This is a genomic window from Xenorhabdus sp. Sc-CR9 (genome assembly GCF_963897815.1).
GTDB lineage: Bacteria > Pseudomonadota > Gammaproteobacteria > Enterobacterales > Enterobacteriaceae > Xenorhabdus.
In genome coordinates this window covers 42205-63085 of record NZ_CAWQTY010000233.1, presented here as the reverse complement: position 1 = coordinate 63085, position 20881 = coordinate 42205, and the positions used below count along the sequence as shown (strand labels likewise).

At 44.6% G+C, this 20881-nt stretch carries 13 protein-coding genes and 1 tRNA gene; 5 read left to right on the top strand and 9 right to left on the bottom strand.

Annotated features, from left to right (window positions below; translation table 11 throughout):
• Window positions 1-388: 388 nt before the first annotated feature.
• The 5 genes from AACQ81_RS18755 (at window position 389) to AACQ81_RS18735 (ending at window position 9354) form a co-directional block, all read left to right on the top strand.
• Entirely contained in the window at window positions 389-907 is a 519-nt protein-coding gene (locus AACQ81_RS18755; protein ID WP_237385844.1) for an Hcp family type VI secretion system effector, read from the top strand.
• 626 nt (window positions 908-1533) lie between these two features.
• A complete protein-coding gene (locus AACQ81_RS18750) occupies window positions 1534-3222 on the top strand; it encodes a ShlB/FhaC/HecB family hemolysin secretion/activation protein (RefSeq protein WP_237385843.1) in 1689 nt (562 codons plus the stop codon).
• A gap of 118 nt (window positions 3223-3340) precedes the next feature.
• Complete coding sequence (locus AACQ81_RS18745; RefSeq protein WP_237385842.1) at window positions 3341-7780, top strand: hemagglutinin repeat-containing protein; 4440 nt, start codon at window positions 3341-3343, stop codon at window positions 7778-7780.
• Window positions 7781-7979: 199 nt separating this feature from the next.
• On the top strand, window positions 7980-8957 hold the full coding sequence (yhjD, locus tag AACQ81_RS18740; RefSeq protein WP_237385841.1) for an inner membrane protein YhjD: 978 nt from the start codon (window positions 7980-7982) through the stop codon (window positions 8955-8957).
• A 190-nt stretch (window positions 8958-9147) separates the two neighbouring features.
• Window positions 9148-9354, top strand: coding sequence for a 2-hydroxymuconate tautomerase family protein (locus AACQ81_RS18735; protein WP_237385840.1), 207 nt, complete (start codon window positions 9148-9150; stop codon window positions 9352-9354).
• A gap of 199 nt (window positions 9355-9553) precedes the next feature.
• On the opposite strand, the gene AACQ81_RS18730 is transcribed toward AACQ81_RS18735, so the two are convergent.
• The 9 genes from AACQ81_RS18730 to glyS form a co-directional block, all read right to left on the bottom strand.
• Window positions 9554-10990 carry an insulinase family protein gene (locus tag AACQ81_RS18730; RefSeq protein WP_237385839.1) on the bottom strand — a complete coding sequence of 479 codons (1437 nt, stop codon included), beginning with the start codon at window positions 10988-10990 and terminating at the stop codon, window positions 9554-9556.
• A 107-nt stretch (window positions 10991-11097) separates the two neighbouring features.
• Window positions 11098-11808: a HAMP domain-containing protein gene (locus AACQ81_RS18725; protein WP_237385838.1), complete on the bottom strand. Its 711-nt coding sequence runs from the start codon at window positions 11806-11808 to the stop codon at window positions 11098-11100.
• Window positions 11809-12146: 338 nt separating this feature from the next.
• A complete protein-coding gene (gene dppF, locus AACQ81_RS18720) occupies window positions 12147-13175 on the bottom strand; it encodes a dipeptide ABC transporter ATP-binding subunit DppF (RefSeq protein ID WP_237385837.1) in 1029 nt (342 codons plus the stop codon).
• Window positions 13172-14152, bottom strand: a complete 981-nt coding sequence (gene dppD, locus AACQ81_RS18715) for a dipeptide ABC transporter ATP-binding protein (RefSeq protein ID WP_237385836.1) — start codon at window positions 14150-14152, stop codon at window positions 13172-13174. Before dppD ends, dppF begins: the two co-directional genes overlap by 4 nt.
• 12 nt (window positions 14153-14164) lie before the next feature.
• The gene (dppC, locus tag AACQ81_RS18710) at window positions 14165-15067 is read right to left on the bottom strand and encodes a dipeptide ABC transporter permease DppC (RefSeq protein WP_237385835.1); all 903 of its coding nucleotides are present in this window, start codon (window positions 15065-15067) and stop codon (window positions 14165-14167) included.
• A gap of 10 nt (window positions 15068-15077) precedes the next feature.
• A complete protein-coding gene (gene dppB / locus AACQ81_RS18705) occupies window positions 15078-16097 on the bottom strand; it encodes a dipeptide ABC transporter permease DppB (RefSeq protein WP_237385834.1) in 1020 nt (339 codons plus the stop codon).
• Window positions 16098-16240: 143 nt separating this feature from the next.
• On the bottom strand, window positions 16241-17851 hold the full coding sequence (gene dppA / locus AACQ81_RS18700) for a dipeptide ABC transporter periplasmic-binding protein DppA (protein ID WP_237385833.1): 1611 nt from the start codon (window positions 17849-17851) through the stop codon (window positions 16241-16243).
• A 707-nt stretch (window positions 17852-18558) separates the two neighbouring features.
• Window positions 18559-18635 (bottom strand) — tRNA-Pro (locus AACQ81_RS18695).
• A 170-nt stretch (window positions 18636-18805) separates the two neighbouring features.
• The gene (gene glyS / locus AACQ81_RS18690; RefSeq protein WP_237385832.1) at window positions 18806-20875 is read right to left on the bottom strand and encodes a glycine--tRNA ligase subunit beta; all 2070 of its coding nucleotides are present in this window, start codon (window positions 20873-20875) and stop codon (window positions 18806-18808) included.
• Window positions 20876-20881 lie beyond the last annotated feature (6 nt).

The following is a 20881-nucleotide window of genomic DNA, read 5'->3' as shown; positions in this document are numbered from 1 at the left end:
TAACCTAAATTATTTTCATTTTTTTGATCCGGTTAACATTTTCCAGATGATCATAAAATACATTCAACTTAAAAATAAAAACAACTTAAAAATCAAGGTATTGAATAAATGCAAAGTTTTGAGGCTATTTTTAAACCAGTTGAACAATCTTGTTTTATATAAATATTCAGACATAAATTTTACAACGGCAATGATTATAAAATTTCCATTTGCCATTGAATTGTGACATGAGTTGCATTTTTTAAATAACTTTGCATTAGAAAATTTCAGCTTTATTATTCGCCCCGAGTGTTTGGCAAGCGATAATTTCATTTGATTAATAAATGGAATAATCACGCAAGGAATGAACACTTACACTAATATTGGTAAATTTTTATAGGATATTCATATGCCAACTCCATGTTATATTTCCATTAATGGTAAAACTCAGGGCAATATTACCGCTGGCGCATTCACCGCTGAATCCGTAGGTAATATCTTTGTTCAGGGCCACGAAGACGAAATGCTGGTTCAGGAATTTGACCACATCGTGACTGTTCCTACTGACCCACAGTCCGGACAGCCTTCTGGTCAACGTGCGCATAAGCCATTCCGCTTTACCGTTGCTTTGAATAAAGCAGTTCCTCTGCTTTACAACGCACTGGCTTCCGGCGAAATGCTGCCTACTGTAGAGCTGAAGTGGTACCGTACTTCTATCGAAGGTAAACAAGAGCACTTCTTTACTACTAAACTGGTAGATGCAACTATCGTTGATATCGATTGCAAAATGCCACACTGCCAGGACCCAGCAAAAGCTGAATTCACTCAGTTGGTTCGTGTTTCTCTGTCTTATCGTAAGATCGAGTGGGAACACACTACTGCGGGTACTTCTGGTTCTGACGACTGGCGTGCGCCAATTGTTGCTTAATATCTTATTCATTAAGAATTAAGTAATAATCTTTCAGCCAATGAATGTCATTCATTGGCTGAATCAATCAGATATATCTCAAAACCCCGCCAATTTACTTTAATCCCTATTATTCTATTTTATATTTACTTTTCTGTTTCTTTCTCACTGTCAAATTTTTATATAGTAATTATTTTCACAATGAATAAATATGAATCACACTCATAATTACATTCGTTATTAGCGCACAAAAAATCATCCAACTAAAAAAAATTCTTTATTTTCTATTTTATATTCTGCCTCTCGAAATCCTTTTATAAAAAGTACATAAGTAAAATTTTTAAGTGAAAAACATAAAGCAAAAAAATAACGCTGCTTTTTCCTTATTATTATTCTGATTTTCAAGCAAACAAAAACTCAATTTGACTTACTTCCTAATAATAATGAAAACAATAACTAAATTTAGTTATTATAGATTACTAAATGAAATTTATAATTTTAAATTATGATTCAGAACAAAAATCAATCATTAATCAGAGCAAAATAAAATATTTTCTATGCTCTAATGCTTAATTAGTAAGCTAGAAAGCTTAAAACTAACCCAACACGATACATTCCCCATTAACTATTGTCATTTGGGTATTATCATGATTAAAAGGACAACAATCTTCATCTTATTATTTACGTCATTTCAGGTAAGTTCATCGCCTGACGTGATTCAACCTATTTTCCCTACGAATGACACTTTCTCTACAGATGAAGCAAGAAGAACCTTGCAGGATAGTTCACGGGAAATAGACCAATTAATTGAAGAACGCCGCAATCAGGGGTTAATCAATCGCACAGATAGTGTTTCACCACAAACTGTCTCACCTGTGCTGGTGGAAGCACCGCCATGCTTGGCAGTCAGTGGGGTTTATCTTCAGGGCATTACTTTACTCTCTCTGAGTGATCTGAATACACTCAGTTCCCTGCCCGATAGCTGTATCACCAGTAATGGCATCAACAAACTGTCAGCAGAAATCACTAACCTTTATATTGCCAAAGGCTACGTTACGGCACGGGTACAATTTATTCCTCCCAATGCGAATGGCGAACTGGGGATCAATGTTGTCGAAGGCTTTGTCGAGGCGATAGAAGGCGATGGCCGTTGGGTCAATAGTCAAATGCTATTCCCACGTTTGACAAATAAGCCGCTCAACCTGAACCAGCTTGATCAAGGGCTAGATCAGGCGAATCGTCTGCAATCAAACAAAGTCACCCTTGATATTCTGCCCGGCACAGTCAGTGGTGGCTCCATCATCAAGCTGCATAATCGACATTCCACCCCGTGGAGAATAACCACGACTACTGATAATTATGGGCAGAAAAGTACAGGGAAGTGGATCACCCGACTTAATGCCAGCGTTGATAGCCCATTCGGATTATCTGATTTTGTCAGCCTCAGCGGCAACAGTACCATTGATAAACCCGATACCCAGTACAACCGCGCTTATACCCTGCTTTATTCGCTCCCTTATGGAGCCATGACCTTCAGTGGATTCAACAGCCATTCCCAATACATCAGCCACCCCCATTTACAGATGTACTCGCTCAAGCTGCACGGGAAGTCACAGCAAACAGGCATTCGTACCGATTGGGTCTTTCATCGTAACCAATCGCAAATCAGTACATTAAACACTCAATTGATTTATAAGGACTACAAGAACTATGCCAATGAGTCAAAAATCGGTATCAATAGCCAGACATTGAGTGTTCTCGAACTGAGTATTAACCATTTACAAATCATTCCTTCAGGGCTGATTTCTCTCAATATGGGCATTGAGCGGGGAATGCCGTGGTTTGGTGCCCAAATCACAACAGCCAAACTGAATAAACAATTTACCAAAGGTAAGTTGTCGGCAAATCTACAACAACGTTTCACGATCTTTGGTATGCCTTACCGATTTAATAGCCAATTTTATGCTCAATATAGTCAAAGTGGGCTGCCGGGTATTGAGTGGATCAATGTGACCGACCGTAATGCTGTACGAGGATTCAGCAATCATGTGTCATCGGCTGATAACGGCTGGTATCTGAGAAATACACTTTCCCGCTCAATACCCATTTCAAAAGGCTCACTTTCGCTGCGTACCGGTGTCGATATCGGCCGGGTTAAAGGCCATCCCCGTCAGGATGACTGGAAAAGCAGTGCCGGATTGAGTGCGGGTCTGACACTGCGCTATCAACATCTGTTTGCGAATATTGAGGTAAGCCGGGGCAAATATCTTTCTCACCAAAAGAGGAACACGGATGAACCTATGCAGCTGTTAACCCGCTTTTCTTACACTTTTTAATTTCTGAATTAATTATTAGCGCTTTTTTAACCGCAGCCATTCATAGGGTAATCATTCGTAAAGAATAGTCCCTAGAAAGCCGCACATAGCAATAATGAAAACAAATAGAGGTAATAGCATGAAAAGTAAAAAATTTAAGTTATCTCCCACAGGAAAACTTGCCGCATCTATGGCAATTATCCTGACAACTTGTTCAGTCAGTTTTGCCAATGGGATTACGCCCGGAGGTGATGCCGTACATAGCCCGGATGTTATCCAGTCTGATACCAGTGCAACGGTGATAAATATTGTTGCGCCTTCCGAATCCGGGTTATCACATAACCAATATCAGGATTTCAACGTTAACCAAATGGGGGCGGTGTTCAATAACGCCTTAGAAGAGGGCACATCACAACTGGCAGGCCAATTATCTGCCAACGGCAACCTGAATGGACAGGCCGCCAGTGTGATCTTAAATGAGGTGATTAGCCGCAACCCTTCGTTATTGCTTGGAAAACAGGAAGTGTTTGGCATAGCCGCCGATTATGTGCTGGCAAACCCCAATGGTATTACCTGTAACGGCTGTGGCTTCATCAATACCAATCAAGCCTCATTGGTTGTCGGTAATCCGCTGGTGGAAAATGGTACCCTGCAAGCCTTCAGCACTTTTGATAACCAGAATGCCCTGAATATAAGAAACAATGGCTTGTCCCATGATGATGTCCTGAATCTGATTGCGCCTAAAATTAACAGCAATGGTCAGGTTGTTACATCAAAAAACCTCAATATCACGACGGGCAATAACCAGATTTCCACCGATGGCCGCATTCTGGATTCACAACAAGTGAACATCGGCGCACTCGACAGCTATTATCTTGGCAGTATGCAGGCCGGACGCATTCGTCTGCTGAACACAGCGGAAGGAAGCGGTGTTAATCTACAAGGCAAGATGACCACCGATGACGGTATTGATATTGAATCCTACGGTGATGTGAAGTTGGAAGCCGCTGCCCTGAAAGGCGGGGATATTACCTTGAAAGGCAATAATGTCCTGTCTCAAGGACGTATGAATCAATCTGCATCAGACAAAACGGGCAGTGGTAACTACAAAGGTTATTTCAAAGGTAATTATACTCAACAAGAGCAAATCAGTGAATCTGTTGCTCGTACCCAACTGACAGGCAAGAACATCACATTGGTCGCCAAACAAAACAATCAAGTGATGGCAACTGATATTGACGGGAATAATGTCAGACTGTCTGGTGCCAATCTGAAATTAGATGGACAACAACTTCACCAGCTTGACAGGACAAGCAATAATCAATGGAAAATATCCTGGAAATATAGTGTTATCAACGAGAATGAAAAGTATCAGCAAGAAGGCAATACCATTAATGCCAGTGGAAATGTTCATCTGACTGCCAATGAAGGCAATGCAGAGGTACTTGGCAGTCAGATCAAAGCAGAAAATCAACTGACTGTATCCGCTAAGAAAGATGTGAAGCTGGCGGGGCTGATGGAATCAGAAACAACCGCAGAGAGAGGGTATAAAAAGAACCATACTGCGGCACTGCAAACCGGTCACTGGAATAAGACCAATACCACTCAGAAAAGCGTCAGCAATAAGTTAAGCTCAGGCGGAGATTTAGGCATCACGGCGGGAGGAAATGCTGATATTACCGGAACTCACATTGACTCAGGCAAAAACCTGATTGTTTCTGCGGGCCAGCAAATCAATATTACTGTTCAATCTCTTGTTGACGATCAGATCCTTGCCAAGGATCAAACTTATTGGCACGGTATGGCTGGCGGCAGCAAGAAAGATCACCGTGATAAATCAGAAACTCACCATATTTCCGAAGTGACGGCAGGCGGACATTTGCTGCTGACCGGCATGAATGGTGTCACCATTACGGGCAGTACAGTCAAAGCCCAACAAGGTGCCTATGTTCAGGCCAATGATGGACAATTAACTGTCGATAACGCTGTCAGCCACACTTATAAAGAGGTGGATGAAAGAAAGGGAACGATCTTCAACATCACTAAAAATACCAATCAAGAACATAACAAGCAGCAAAAATCTTCCGGCAGCCATTTGAGTTCCGATGCAGACCTGAAATTACTCAGCAATAAAGATATCAATGTCATCGGCAGCCTGGCGAAAAGTGTCGGTGAACTGCAACTGAACACTTCAGGCAATATTAATATCCTGAACTATGGTGAGAAAAACCAGTACCAACAGGAAAAAACCAACCTTGATTGGCAGGCCTACGCGAAGGATGTAAAAGATAAGCAGTACCGTGTCGGGGTCGGTTTTAACCATACTTTCGATAAACATAGAAACGAGAGTACGACTCAACAGTCATCAGAACTGAATGGCGGTGTTCTCACTGTAAATGCAGGTAGAAATGTGACGGCTACAGGCGCTAATCTGGTGACAACACAGGGCAATGCAAAAATCTCCGGGGATAACGTTGCTCTGCTGGTGGGTGAAAACAGTACATCAACCTCAACCTCACAAGAAAAAACCCGTGGCGGCGTATTTTACACTGGTGGCATGGACAGGTTCGGTAACGGTGCTGAGGGGGGTTACAACAACAATGGTCAATCTCAGACCCAGACAACAGCAGTGGTGACAAACACTCAAGTCTCCGGTGACCTTGGACTGAATGCAATGGGAGAATTGAAGCAACAAGGTACTAACCATCAGGTACAGGGTAGCTATCAGGCCAATGCAGGCAGCATTAAGAATGTTGCAACCACTAACACGGAATCCAGCTCGACCAGTCAATTACAGGTAGGCGGTGAAATCAGTGGCACAGCCGATTACAGTGCAACGACCCGCCCAGTAGAAAAAACGGCAAAAGCCGCCGCAGACAAGAAACTGGATACTTCCGTCACGAAGACAGATCTGCCTAATGTGGGTATTGAAATGGAGATGAATGGCAATAGCCATTACACCAATGACCATAAATCCAATGCGGTGGTAACCACCATTAAGGCTGGCGATGTCAAGGTGATAACAAATGGCGATATTTACGATCAAGGTACGCAATATCAAGCCAATAAAGGTGGTATATCGCTGACCGCGGGCAGCCATACCAGTGAAGCCGCATTCAATCACCAAAACAGCCAGACCTCTGACACCACAGGTAATGCTAGCTTACGTGTTTACACCAAAACGGGCACAGATATCTCCGTCAGTGGTAAAGGCAATGGCAGCTATCAGGAAACCGCTAACAACAATACCAGCGCAGTTAACGGCAGCATCAACGCCCAAAACGGTATTAATGTCCAGGTCACCAGAGATGCACGCTATCAAGGTACATCAATGAATGCGGGCAAGGGTTCAAACAATGTTGATGCAGGTGGAAATATTCAGTTCAACCAAGCCACCCATCGTACTGAGAAACAAAGCACTGGTTACAATGGTGAGATTTCCCTGACCGTGGGAACTGAGCCGGACAAAAAGAACTTCAGTGGTAGTCTCGGTGGCGGTTATAACACAGACAATCAAAGCAATACGACAGCTCAAACCAGCAATATCACAGGTGGGCAGGGTGTCAATCTGAATGCGGGAAATAACTTGGCATTACAAGGCGCCAATGTTTCTGGCAAACAGGTAGATTTAACCGCACAGCGTGGAAAAATCGAACTGACTTCGGCTCAAGATACTGCCAACGCCAATGGCTGGAACGTCGGCGCTAAAGCTAAAGGTGGTATGTCTTCCACCGCCCGCAAAAATGAAGGAGGTGATGATGCGGCAAGTAATACTTCGGCAACCGAAGATTCGGCTAACAAAATCATCGACAACAAATATAACATTGGTGGTGAATTAAAATTCGGGGTTAATCATCTGGATAAAACGACTCACCATAACGCATATGTTTCCGGCGGCAATGTCACGCTGACCAGCGCGGGAGATACCTCACTCAAAGGCGCTAATGTAACGGCTGATCAAGTTTCGGGCAAAGTCGGCGGCAATTTTAATGTCGAAAGCCTCAAAGACAGCACTCATAGCCTGAATGTCGGTCTGGATGCTGGCTTGGGTTATAGCAAAACCGTCAAAGGGGACGATCCTTCTAAAACGAACCTTACTAATACAGCAGAAAACGTGGCTACCGGCACAACTAAAACCGAGGCCACCGGCAATGCCAAAGCCAAAGACGAAGCACCGAGTCTGAAAGATCAGCTGTCTGCGGCTTTCAAAGGCTACAATGGCAAGCTGCAAGGCAATTACAATACCCTCGATCGGGAAGCTGCAGGTAAACAAACAACGCTGACCGGAACTCAAGGAGTCAATCTGGGTATCTCTGGAAATACTTACTTAACTGGCGGCAAAATTGACAGTGCACAAGGACCTGTAACAGTGAATACCCAGCAAATTAACCAGCAAGCTGTAACGGGATACGACAAAGGCAAAGACTTGGGTGTTAACTTATCAGATTCCATCGCAAGTCTGGCTGTCTCTGCACAAAAAGATATTTTTTCCGGCAAAGTGCCTTTTGTGAAAAATGAAAGTCACGACACGGAGCTTCCAACTGTCCACAGTGAAGTTAAGGGTCGCCAATTAGATTGATCATCATGATCTCCAATTGATCCTCTGTACGGTAGCCAATCACACGGCTACCGTATTTTTTAGCCACCGTTTCCTGTTGCTTTTCCATTTTGCCTGTTACTCTTTTCCTCATACATATATAGCGAACGAATTTCAAAGCTATTCAGCATAATGCATATAGTAAGTAACATTAAGCCCGACCAGATTTGAGGGGGATGTCATGCCAAATGACCATAAAAAAAGGGAGCAACCCGATACGGGTAAGATCCCCACACCATTAGAGAAAGGGCTACATAGCAGTAAGAAAGCGCTTTCCGTGACGATTCGTATTGGCAACGCCATCCGTCGTATTACTTTTATCGCTCATTTGATTCGGGCGGCACAACGTTTCAATGACCGAATGGGCAGTCAATTTGGGGCTGCAATTACTTACTTTTCCTTTCTATCCCTGATCCCCATCCTAATGCTCTCTTTTGCCATCGCGGGCTTTGTGCTGGCTTCCAATCCTGATTTGTTGGCCCGTTTGATCAATGGCATCGCCAACAGCATCAGTGATCCCGCTCTCGCCAATACGCTGAAAAACAGTGTCGATACTGCGGTCAATCAAAGAACAACGGTAGGGCTAACGGGTTTGGCCATTGCCCTTTATTCGGGTGTGAACTGGGTAGGCAACTTACGTGAAGCGATCCTCGCTCAATCCCGGGACGTCTGGGAACGTACCCACGAAGATAAGGAAAAGATCTACTTTCAGTACATCCGCGATTTTTTCTCCTTATTCGGAATGCTATTTGCATTGGTCATGACACTTTCGCTGACCTCCATCGCAGGCTCAGCCCAAGCGACCATTGTCCATGCTCTCGGATTAGAAGGCATAGAATGGCTTCGCCCTGTATGGACATCAATTGGCATGACGATTTCCATTTCGGCCAATTATCTGTTATTTCTGTGGATATTGTGGATATTGCCGCGCCATCGGCCTGAAAGAAAATCGCTGCTCAAAGGCACTTTGATAGCGGCTATTGGATTTGAGATTATCAAATATATTATGACCATGATGCTACCACGCCTTGCCAGCTCCCCTTCTGGTGCTGCCTTTGGTTCAGTGATTGGCTTAATGGCATTTTTCTATTTCTTTGCCCGGCTGACACTGTTTTGCGCTGCGTGGATCGCCACCGCAGAAGAGAAAAAGTCAGAGTAACTATTCACATATTGAGTAACTATCCACATATTAATGTATACCCAATGGGTTTCAAGTTGCAGCCAAGAAAGCTGCAACTTGAAAGACGAAAAAGTATTAAGACTGTTTTTTGCTGTACCCACACTCCCGCGCCAAAGCGGGATGCTTCATCAGAAGCATTTCATAACAAACCAGAAAAGGAGTCCTTCCTATGCCATTTGTGAACATCAAAATTACCCGTGAAGGCGCAACCGCTGAACAGAAACAAAAACTGATTGAAGGTGCAACCCAACTGCTGGTGGATGTACTCGGCAAAAACCCTGCAACCACCTTTGTGATTATTGATGAAGTGGAGACAGATAATTGGGGAATCGGGGGTAAAAACGTGACTGAGCTAAGGGCTGCTGCGAAGAAATAAATCCATTTTATTAATCAATAAGGGTAGAGCAATCTGCCCTTTATATCCGAAAGTCCATTCAATTCCACTCGTAACCATCTCTCCTTATACTTACAAGCCAGTCTGACATGGTTTTGGTAAAGCTTAGCTCCTGTTGCCAACGACCGGGGTTAAAAAAATCAAGAACAACTTAAATAATAATATATTAATTACAGAAAAATTAAGGTTCCTCTGGCACCGGCCCGGGTCTCATTATCTGATTAAAGCTGTTTTTGATTTGGTTAACATCAACCGATGCCTCGCCTTTCGGTTGAACTAAAATAAAAGAGATTTCCTGAGATAGCATCTCTTTCAGTTTTTTATTCAGAAGTTGGGGAGTCAGGGAGGATAAAAACGTCTGTCTCAAGCGCTGGAATTGTTCCGGGGCGATATCTATCACGTTATTTTGCTGTGACAACAGACGCTGGTTAATCAAGATATCGGTATCTGTGCGGGCGTACATGGCAAATAGTTGCTGGAGCTGAGTCCGCTTCTGGTTATAAAGCTCATCAAATTGTTCCTGTGATAGCCCATTTTCACGCAATGATGACAACTGGGAAGCCAGATAAAGTGTCGATTCCATCAGCTTATCTGTGGGAGCATCAAGATTCAGTGAACAATTCGCCCGCTGATATAATACCTGACAATCCAGACCTAACTGCATGCCATCCTGTTTTTCTTTAAGCCCCAATTGCAGATAACGGTAAAGTGCCTCACGCGTCAGGTCATTCTGCCAGTACTGAATCAATGTCTGTGAATCTTTAATCGGCAGCCAATTCAAGTTCCAGGTTAAAGATAAGCGATCTTGCTTGGCCTGTTCGCTCTCTACACCAATCGTTGCCGCTTTCAGCGGTAGCAATGTAGGAACGGGAACCGGTGTCTGCCTTTTTCCTTCCAGTGATGAGAATGTCTGATTAATTTGCTCTGACAGAAACCGATTGTCAACATGCCCCGCGATATAGAGTGTCATCGCATCCGGCGTGTACCATTGGTGATAAAAGTTTTCGACTTTCTTTGCATCCACAGATCCAGATACTGGCATTCCCGGGTCGTGACCGATCAAAGTCGATCCTTGCAAACGCGTACGCCATACCGGATCTTGGACATCAGGGGGAAAAGTGGTGACATATTCACCCTCTTTCATGGCATGTGCCAATGTCTCAGGATTAAATACTGCTCCACCAGCAATATCTGACAACCATATCAATGCATCTTTCAATAGGTCAGAACGGTTATTCGGTAAGCTGAGGCTATAAAGCGTGAAATCGTAGGAAACAATAGCGGGTGGGAAAGGATTTTTGGTATCTATCGCGTTATTCCACAGGTTTTCTAGTTTTTGCGATGATAAATCTTTACTGCTGGATAAAACGACTTTAGGGATGAGGTAAGTATAGCCACGTTGTTGGTTCTTCTCAGCCAATGACCCTGTTTTTACCAATAAACGCAGCTGAATTCTGTCATTGGGTCTCTGTGGTGTTTGCAGGAATTGCCAACTGAATCCGTTTTCCAGTTTGCCTTGTTGCCAAGCCGGATCAGGGTGCAAAGTTTCTACCTGTGCCAAGCAAGTTGTCCCCAGAATCGCGCCACCAATAAGATATCCGATTTTGTTGCCCTGCATTCTTACTTACCCCTACCTGTTTAGTTTTATCCCTCAAAAACCTGAGACGATCAGATGAACCCAGATATTATCATCAAGGATTAGACCATTATTCATCTTTTAAGGTTTCATTTTGATGACTTTTTCTGCTTATTAGCCTGACGATTATAACCTTTTACCAGTAACCCTAACTCATCATCTTGATGGCCTTTAGGGCAAGACATTGGTACTGGCGATGGTTCTTCTTCATTCAGTTCGCGTGCAATATCGCGCAGTGGATGGATGATAATGCGATTTATGCACCAACTTATCGATACCGCAAGAATAAGCGCAAGCAATAAATAAGTGGTTAACATTAATGCTAGTGTATTTAAAGCAAAACGGTACACTCGATTGGAGTCAACCTGCAAGATAAGGTGCCCCTGTGACTCTATAGTTTTTGGCGAAACACCATAAACGTAGAGAGGAATATTTACCTCAACCGGAATGCCAAAAAAATAGTTTGCCATTTCAGGGATAGGCCGGTGTGTCGCAAAATCCAAGCTCATCACCCGAATATTATCGGGCAATACTATATCAGCTCTCCCTAAAATGCCGGAGGTCTTTAGCCCAATCAACAGTGATTTCGCTTTATTGAGATCTGAACTCCGCAATGCTTCTGTCAAAGGGGTTTGGATCTGTACTGCCGCATTCTGTAGTTGGCTGATATAGTCATCTTTTCGCTGCTGCAATAAGTGCGATAATTGGATAGTGATGAAAATGGCAATAGTTACCAAAGTGACTCCTGTCACTGCGGCCATTTGTTTAATAGTTAACGAACGTTTGACACGCAATTTCATCTTATCCAAACCGATAATTGTAAAAAGACTGACTATCACACCTTAACAATGCGACCGAGTATACTTGATTTTCTTTGTAGTCGTCTTATTTTGATAAGTTCAATACAGAAAATGACCGAGATTATACTTAATGGATTTCGAGTCGCAGCGCTTATGTCTTGGGAACGAATCCCGGAGCATGGGTAACCGTCTGTTTACAAAAACGGTGGCCGGGGTAAGTAAGCGAAGCCAACAAAACTACAGCTTGAAAAACGAGGGTATAACGGTTGCATTCACTAACACAACAACATAACAGTTTTCACTGGTCATATTTACCGTTATACCACGATCAGATCCGATTAGATGGATAGATTTTCGTCCTGTTCAACCGCAAAACACGCAATCAGTTGCCCGCCATATTGCTCTAGCTTAGGCTGGGACTGGGTGCACGGGCTGAATGCACGACGACAACGGGCAGCAAAAGCGCATCCAGAAGGCGGGTTCATCGGGCTGGGTAATTCTCCTGTCAGCTTTATGCGTTCATGCCGCAATTCGGGATTCAGGCGAGGAGTCGCAGACAACAACGCCTGTGTATAAGGATGGCGCGGATTATTGAAGATCATTTCCTTATTACCTTTTTCAACACAGCGCCCCAAATACATGACCATCACTTCATCAGCAATATGTTCAACAACCGAAAGGTCATGGGATATAAAGACATAAGAAAGCCCTAAATCCTGCTGTAAGTCCATCATCAAGTTCAAAACTTGCGCCCTCACTGATACATCCAGTGCAGAAACAGGTTCATCCGCAATCACCACATCTGGATTTAACATCAATCCACGGGCAATGGCTATCCGTTGTCGCTGCCCCCCCGAAAACATATGCGGATAACGCGCATAATGTTCCGGTTTTAACCCCACTTTATCCATCATCTGCAAAACTTTATCTTTGCGTTCAGCCACCGTGAGCGAGGTATTAATCAGCAACGGCTCTTCCAGGATCTGCCCTACTTTTTTACGGGGATTCAAAGAAGCGTAGGGATTCTGAAATACGATCTGGATTTTTTGGCGGCGCAGTTTTTCCGCTTCTTTATTCGGCACCAATAGATCTTGCCCAAAATAATAAAGTTCTCCATCGGTCGGCTTTTCAATCATAGTCAGCAGACGGCCCAATGTGGATTTTCCGCAGCCGGATTCCCCTACAACCGCCAATGTCTTGCCTTTTTCCAGCTCAAATGAAATACCATCCAATGCCTTAACCATGCGCTCTGGTGAAAATATACCTGTTTTCACCGGATAGTATTTCTTTAACTCTGTGGCTTTCAATAAAGGGGCCGTGACCTTTTGCGGTTCATATTCCTGTTCATAATTTTGTTGAGTACTCATACTGTCGGTCTCCCCTCATCATCCAGCGGTATATGACATTTAACCTGACGTCCTCCCACTGATTTCAATGGAGGCTCCTCCTGACGGCAATGCTCATTGGCATAAGGGCAGCGGGGATTCAGCAAACATCCTGTAGGACGATCATATTTTCCGGGAACAACACCCGGCAATGATGCCAAACGGGATTTATCTACAGCAAACTCTGGCAAGGCCCGCAATAACGCTTGGGTATAAGGATGGCGTGGTGCACGGAAGATTTCTGTTGCTTTGCCAATTTCCACTACCTGACCGGCATACATCACAATAATATGGTGCGCCGCTTCCGCTACCAGCGCCAAATCATGAGTAATTAAGAGTAATGCCATGTTTTCCTGCTGCTGCAATTCCAACAGCAATTCGATGATTTGCGCCTGAATAGTCACGTCCAGCGCTGTCGTAGGTTCATCAGCAATCAAGAGTTTCGGCCGACAAGCGATAGCCATAGCGATCATCACACGCTGGCTCATTCCCCCCGACAACTGATGCGGATAGACATCCAGACGAGAGGCAGGATCAGGAATACCCACTAGAGTCAGTAAGTCAATCGCCCGCTGGTGCCGGGTTTTCCGATTTCCGCCCTGATGTACTTTCAGGGCTTCCATGATCTGATAACCGACGGTATAACACGGGTTGAGGCTGGTCATGGGATCTTGGAAAATCATCGCCACTTCCGCACCAACCAACTGACGACGCTCTTTTTCTGAAATCTTCGTCAGGTCACGACCATTAAATTCCAGCTTTTCAGCCATCACCCGACCCGGATAATCAATCAGCCCCATAATCGCCAGTGAGCTGACTGACTTACCTGAACCGGATTCCCCAACGATCCCGACGACCTCCCCCTGTTCAACACGGTAGCTGATACGGTCAACGGCGCGAAATGGTGTATCTTCATCTCCGAAGTGCACCGATAATTGATCTACATTCAACAATGCCATTTCACAATACCCCTACTGCTTGAGCTTAGGATCGAGTGCGTCACGCAACCCGTCTCCCATCAGGTTAAACGCCAATACCGTCAACAAGATAGCCACTCCGGGGAAGGTAACGATCCACCATGCACTCTGAGCAAATTGTAAAACATCCGCCAGCATGGTTCCCCATTCCGGGGTCGGTGGCTGTGCCCCCATTCCCAGAAATCCTAAAGCTGCCATATCGAGAATGGCATTCGAAAATCCTAATGATGCCTGCACAATTAACGGAGCGAGGCAGTTTGGCAGAATATTGATGAACATTTGACGAACGGCTCCCGCGCCAGCTACTTGAGAAGCCGTCACATAGTCGCGGTGAATTTCAACCAGCACGGCTGCCCTTGTCAGACGAATATAGTGAGGCAAGGCAACGAAAGTCAGTGCCAATGATGCATTGACAATGGATGGACCAAAGATCGCCACCAGCACCAATGCCAATAGCAAGCTTGGCAATGCCAGCATAATATCGACAACACGCATGATGATGGCATCGACAACACCGCCGAAATAACCCGCCAGTACGCCCAGAATGATGCCCATTATCAGTGACATCACCACAACCAGACAGCCGACCAGCAGCGAAAGGCGTGAGCCATACATCAGACGGGACAGAATATCGCGCCCGACGTCATCTGTACCGAGGATAAACTGCCAGCTTCCGCCTTCCTGCCACACCGGAGGTGTCAGCAAGGCATCACGGAACTGTTCGGCTGGCCCATGTGGTGCCAATACTCCGGCCAATAAGGCGACCAACAGCATCAGGACAATATAAACAAGGCCAATTACCGCCCCTTTATTACGTTTAAAATAGTGCCAGAATTCCTGTAGCGGCGTCATCAATTTTGGCGCACCCGATACTACTGGCTCAGTTGTTTGAGTCATCATGTGCTCCTTATTTCTTATGACGAATACGCGGATTGACGATGCCATACAGCAAATCAACCACCACATTAACCAGAATGATCATGGTTGCTACCAGTAATACACCACCCTGCACTACCGGATAGTCACGGCGTTGCAGAGCATCAATCAACCAGCGCCCCAACCCCGGCCATGAAAAAATAGTTTCTGTCAGAATCGCACCCGCCAGCATAACGCCCACTTGCAGGCCAATGACTGTGACAACGGGTAATAAAGCGTTACGTAAAGCATGAACGATAATGACACGTATACGGCTCAACCCCTTGGCACGGGCAGTACGGATGTAATCTTCCCCCAACACTTCCAGCATGGCAGAGCGGGTCATTCGCACAATGACCGCTAACGGAATGGTTCCCAGAACAACAGCAGGCAGGAGCATATGCATCACTGCATCAATGAAATCACCGTCTTCCCCCCAAATCAGTGTATCGATCAACATAAATCCCGTCAGGGGATAACTATCATCAAGAAATACGCTATCGCTGATTCGACCGGAAACAGGCGTGAGATCCCACTGGACGGAAACCAGCATGATCAACATAATTCCCCACCAAAAAATCGGCATGGAATAACCTGTTAATGACAGGCCAATTGCTGTGTGATCAAAAACAGAGCCACGCTTAACCGCGGCTAATACGCCAACCGGAATACCGACAGAGATGGCGAATAACATGGCACAGATACCCAATTCCAGTGTTGCTTTGAAACGCGGAACAAACTCATCCCACACCGGAATACGGCTTTTCAGAGAGATGCCCAAATCACCATGCATAACCCCGTTGATATAATGAAGGTACTGTTCCCAAAGAGGTTTATCCAACCCCATTTCAGCTAATAATTGCGCATGACGCTCAGCAGTAATACCGCGTTCTCCCGCCAGAATCAGCACCGGATCACCCGGTATCATATGTACAAAAGCGAAAGTCAGTAGCGTAATACCAATAAACGTCGGGATGACTAATCCCAGACGTCGGAGGATAAATTGCAGCATATCCTGAATTCTCTTTTTGAATACCAGTTACAGCTCTTCAGGCCGTTTGGTGTAACAGAGTTCGACTTGCCCATCAGAGAAGCGAAACCATCCCTACAGAAAAATCCGGGGGATGGTGCATCACAACAGCTCAACAGCAAGCGTTATTTAAGATCAACCTGATAGAAAATGTGTTTTCCAAGCGGATCAACCAGATATCCTTTCACTTCTTTACGGATTGGCTCATAAACTGTGGAGTGAGCAATGATTAATGCTGGTATTTGTTCATTCATGACAACCTGAGCCTGTTTATAAAGCTCGGTACGCTTATTGATATCAGAGGATTCACGGGCTGGCTGGATAACATCCTCAAAAGGTTTATAGCACCATTTGGAATAGTTGGAGCCTCTTTCTTTGGCAGCACAGCTAAACAAAGTACCGAAGAAGTTATCAGGATCAGCATTATCCCCTGTCCATCCCATCATAACAGTCTTAGGCTCACCATCTTTGGCACGTTTCAGATATTCGCCCCACTCATAACTGACAATCTTGGCCTTGACACCAATTTTCGCCCAGTCAGCCTGAATCATTTCCGCCATACGGCGGGCATTCGGGTTGTACGGACGCTGCACCGGCATTGCCCACAGATCTGTTTCGAAACCATTTTCAAAACCAGCCTCTTTCAGCAATTCCTTCGCCTTGGCAGGATCATAGGCATAATCTTTAATGTCATCGTTATAACTCCACATAGTTGGAGGGATCAGGTTTTTCGCTTTTTGTCCGGCTCCCTGATAAACAGCATCAATAATGGCATCTTTATTGACTGCCATCGCCAGTGCCTGACGAACTTTCTGATTATCCATCGGTGGCTTCGTGACATTGAATGCGAGATAACCCACGTTCATACCGGCCTGTTCTTTCAGGACAATATCTTTATCCTGTTTCATACGGGAAATATCAGCCGGGTTCGGGTATGGCATCACCTGACATTCGTTTTTCTGTAATTTTGCATAGCGGACAGAGGCATCGGGGGTAATAGAGAACACTAAGCGGTCAATTTTCGATGGCCCTTCCCAGTAATCCTTGAATGATTTATAGAGAATGCGGGAATCTTTCTGATATTGCTGTAATTGGAACGGGCCTGTACCAATCGGATTAAGGTCAACCTTTTCCGGCGTACCCGCTTTCATCATTACATCAGCGTACTCTTGAGATAGAACCGAAGCAAAATCCATTGCCAAATTAGCAATGAAAGGAGCCTCAGAGCGCGACAATACAAAACGAACAGTATAATCATCAATTTTTTCTATTTTGCTGATGATGCTACCCATATCCATGCCAATGAAATATTCGTAGCTGCCACCCGAAATACGATGATATGGATGATTTTTATCTTTCTGACGCATAAAAGTAAAAAGCACATCTTCAGCATTAAAGTCACGGGTAGGTTTGAACTCCTTACTGCTGTGCCACTTCACACCTTTACGCAAATGGAAGGTATAAACCTTACCATCGTCACTTACATCCCAGCTTTCAGCCAGACTTGGAATGATATCAGTTGTACCTGCTTTAAAATCCACCAGGCGGTTATAAATTTGTCTGGAAGTCGCATCATAAGTCGTACCGGAAGTGAACAACTGTGGGTTAAAACCTTCCGGAGAACCTTCGGAACAGTAAACTAACGTTTTGGCCTGAATACTGGCTGTTATGGCTAACGCAATAAAACCGATACCCAGTTTCAACAAACTGGATTGTTTTTTCTTGGAGATTATCATTACTCGGACTCCGTTTGTGATGTTTATTGTTTCTTAGCCAGCCCAGAGTTTTCTTCCTAAATGCCACTGTCCCAGCTTGTTTTATTGTTTTTCGTTTATCAATTAATCAATTGTTATGCCCGGCGTCAACATAATCACACATGATAATGGAAACACCATCAAAACATAAAAGAAAACATTTATTAACAAAACTGGTTAAAAAATATGATTCCCAGCACATTAAATAGTCAAATCCACTAAAAAATCAAATCCCGTCAAGAATTAATCTCTATTGATTATAATTTTGAATTTGTGACCAATTACTTAAATAATGAGCAATAAGGATTATTGAAAAGGCGGGGGTACATAAGATGTAAATACAGTTCAGACCAAAGAATTTGTTGAAAAATAAACCATTACAGCCGATCGCATTACTTCACTTGTTAAACCAGACATTTTTACTATTAATTCTATTTATTAAGATAGAGTTAATATAACGTTATGGTTATTCCTTATACTGGCTTATTTCAGTAATAATATAAGTTAGCTGATGAAATGCGAAAATACACGTTGGCAACTTGCGGGTATAGCCCCAGACAGTCCCGGAAATGAATCAATATGAATGGGAAGGATTACGATGCTAGCAGTGATATTCAGGAAGTATTTAAAATATATTCATTGAATACATAAGAAAAAACCCCGCTCATAAGAGCAGGGTTTCTGAATGCTGGTCGGCGAGAGAGGATTCGAACCTCCGACCCACTGGTCCCAAACCAGTTGCGCTACCAAGCTGCGCTACTCGCCGAAAACGAAGCGCATCTTACTGCCAGCGCTTCAAACCGTCAATATCTTTTTAACGATAAGCGTTTATTTGATGATAATCCGTCCAGAATACATGTCATACAGTATGTTTCTGACAGTAAAAAGCCTCACCTTAATAGCGAGGCTTTATATATTAAATAGAGCAATCAGAGATTACTGGAGCAGTGAAATATCCGCCACACGCAAGAACAGATCGCGCAGCTCACTCAACAGTGTCAGGCGATTGATTCTTACTTGCAGATCTTCATCCATCACCATCACATTATCGAAGAACGCATCCACCACTTCACGCAGAGAAGCTAATTCAACCAGCGCATCCTGATAGTTACCTTCGGCAAACAGCGGGGTCAGTTTTTCCTTCAACACAACAAGATGTGTTGCCAGTTGGATCTCTTCTGCCGCTTTCAATACTGAAACCTGAACGCTGTCATTCAACTTCTCTTCTGATTTAGCCAGAATGTTGGAAACACGCTTATTGGCAGCCGCCAGAGAAACCGCTTGATCCAATGTGCGGAAGTGCGTTACCGCTTTCATGCGGGCATCAAAATCAGCAGGTTGAGTCGGGCGGCGCGCCAGTACTGCCTGAATGGTATCGACACTGTAACCCAGTTCCTGATACCAAGCGCGGAAACGACCGAGCATAAACTCAACCACCTCATCCACCGCTTTTTCATTGGTCAGTTTTTCACCGTACAAACGTACCGCTTCTTCTGTCAGAGTCTGGAGATCGAGAGGCAGTTTTTTCTCAACGATAATGCGCAGGATACCCAATGCAGCACGACGCAGCGCAAACGGGTCTTTATCCCCTTTCGGATGCTGGCCAATACCGAAGATCCCGGCCAAAGTATCCATTTTGTCCGCAATGGCTACAGCACAGGAAACGCCTGTTGATGGCAATTCATCACCAGAGAAACGTGGTTGGTACTGTTCATTCAGCGCCAATGCCACATCTTCAGCTTCACCGTCATGACGGGCATAGTGCATACCCATCACACCTTGAGTATCGGTGAATTCGAACACCATGTTGGTCATCAGGTCACATTTGGACAATAGACCCGCACGAGTCGCATGGTTCACATCTGCACCGATTTTTTCTGCAATCCAGCCAGACAAGGTTTGAATGCGATCAGTCTTATCGCGCAGTGTTCCCAGTTGTTTCTGGAACAGCACGGTTTCCAGACGGGGCAGATTATCTTCCAGACGCTGTTTACGGTCTGTTTTGAAGAAGAATTCCGCATCTGCCAGACGCGGGCGTACAACTTTTTCGTTACCTGAAATGATTTGCTGAGGATCAGAAGATTCAATGTTGGTCACAAAAATAAAGTTTGCCATCAATTTACCGGACTTGTCGTAAACCGGAAAATACTTCTGGTCACCTTTCATGGTGTAAACCAGCGCCTCAGCAGGCACTTCCAAGAATTTTTCTTCGAATTTCGCAGTCAGTACAACCGGCCATTCCACCAACGATGTCACTTCTTCCAGCAGGCTGTTACTCAGATCAGCCACACCACCAAGTTGTGTCGCGGCCTGTTCTGCGCCACGCTTGATAATCGCTTTACGCATCTCGTAATCCGAGATAACACAGCCACGATCCTGCAAAATGGTCGGATACTGTTCTGCGTTTTCAATCGTAAATTCGGCTTCGCCCATAAAGCGGTGCCCGCGAATAATGCGATCTGATTTAATTCCCAGAATTTCGCCTTCAATCACTTCGCTACCTAACAGCATAGTGACGGTATGAACCGGACGAACAAATTGAGTTTCTTTATCACCCCAACGCATTAATTTAGGGATAGGCAATTTGCCCAGAGAATTGCTCACCATGTTCGCCAGCAACTCTTTTGCTTCACGGCCTTTGACCTGAGCACGATAGAGCAGCCATTCCCCTTTGTCCGTAACCATGCGCTCAGCCTGATCAACGGTAATGCCACAACCACGTGCCCAACCTTCTGCCGCTTTAGTTGGTTTACCTTCGGCATCAAATGTCTGAGCTATTGCAGGGCCACGTTTTTCAACTTCACGATCAGCCTGTGCAGCAGCCAGATTTGCCACTTTCAGTGCCAAACGACGGGGAGCCGCAAACCAGCTAACTTCACCATGACCCAGATTAGCGTTGTTCAGCTCTGCCTCAAAATTGGCTTTAAAAGATTCAGCCAGTGAACGCAGTGCTTTTGGTGGTAGCTCTTCTGTGCCGATTTCCACAAGGAAAGTCTGTTGAGTCATGATGGC

What these genes read in the sequence shown, in the direction of transcription:
- AACQ81_RS18755 (WP_237385844.1), top strand. Translation starts at nt 389, where the DNA reads ATGCCAACTCCATGTTATATTTCCATTAATGGTAAAACTCAGGGCAAT.
- AACQ81_RS18750 (WP_237385843.1), top strand. Translation starts at nt 1,534, where the DNA reads ATGATTAAAAGGACAACAATCTTCATCTTATTATTTACGTCATTTCAG.
- AACQ81_RS18745 (WP_237385842.1), top strand. Translation starts at nt 3,341, where the DNA reads ATGAAAAGTAAAAAATTTAAGTTATCTCCCACAGGAAAACTTGCCGCA.
- yhjD (WP_237385841.1), top strand. Translation starts at nt 7,980, where the DNA reads ATGCCAAATGACCATAAAAAAAGGGAGCAACCCGATACGGGTAAGATC.
- AACQ81_RS18735 (WP_237385840.1), top strand. Translation starts at nt 9,148, where the DNA reads ATGCCATTTGTGAACATCAAAATTACCCGTGAAGGCGCAACCGCTGAA.
- AACQ81_RS18730 (WP_237385839.1), bottom strand. Translation starts at nt 10,990, where the DNA reads ATGCAGGGCAACAAAATCGGATATCTTATTGGTGGCGCGATTCTGGGG.
- AACQ81_RS18725 (WP_237385838.1), bottom strand. Translation starts at nt 11,808, where the DNA reads ATGAAATTGCGTGTCAAACGTTCGTTAACTATTAAACAAATGGCCGCA.
- dppF (WP_237385837.1), bottom strand. Translation starts at nt 13,175, where the DNA reads ATGAGTACTCAACAAAATTATGAACAGGAATATGAACCGCAAAAGGTC.
- dppD (WP_237385836.1), bottom strand. Translation starts at nt 14,152, where the DNA reads ATGGCATTGTTGAATGTAGATCAATTATCGGTGCACTTCGGAGATGAA.
- dppC (WP_237385835.1), bottom strand. Translation starts at nt 15,067, where the DNA reads ATGACTCAAACAACTGAGCCAGTAGTATCGGGTGCGCCAAAATTGATG.
- dppB (WP_237385834.1), bottom strand. Translation starts at nt 16,097, where the DNA reads ATGCTGCAATTTATCCTCCGACGTCTGGGATTAGTCATCCCGACGTTT.
- dppA (WP_237385833.1), bottom strand. Translation starts at nt 17,851, where the DNA reads ATGATAATCTCCAAGAAAAAACAATCCAGTTTGTTGAAACTGGGTATC.
- glyS (WP_237385832.1), bottom strand. Translation starts at nt 20,875, where the DNA reads ATGACTCAACAGACTTTCCTTGTGGAAATCGGCACAGAAGAGCTACCA.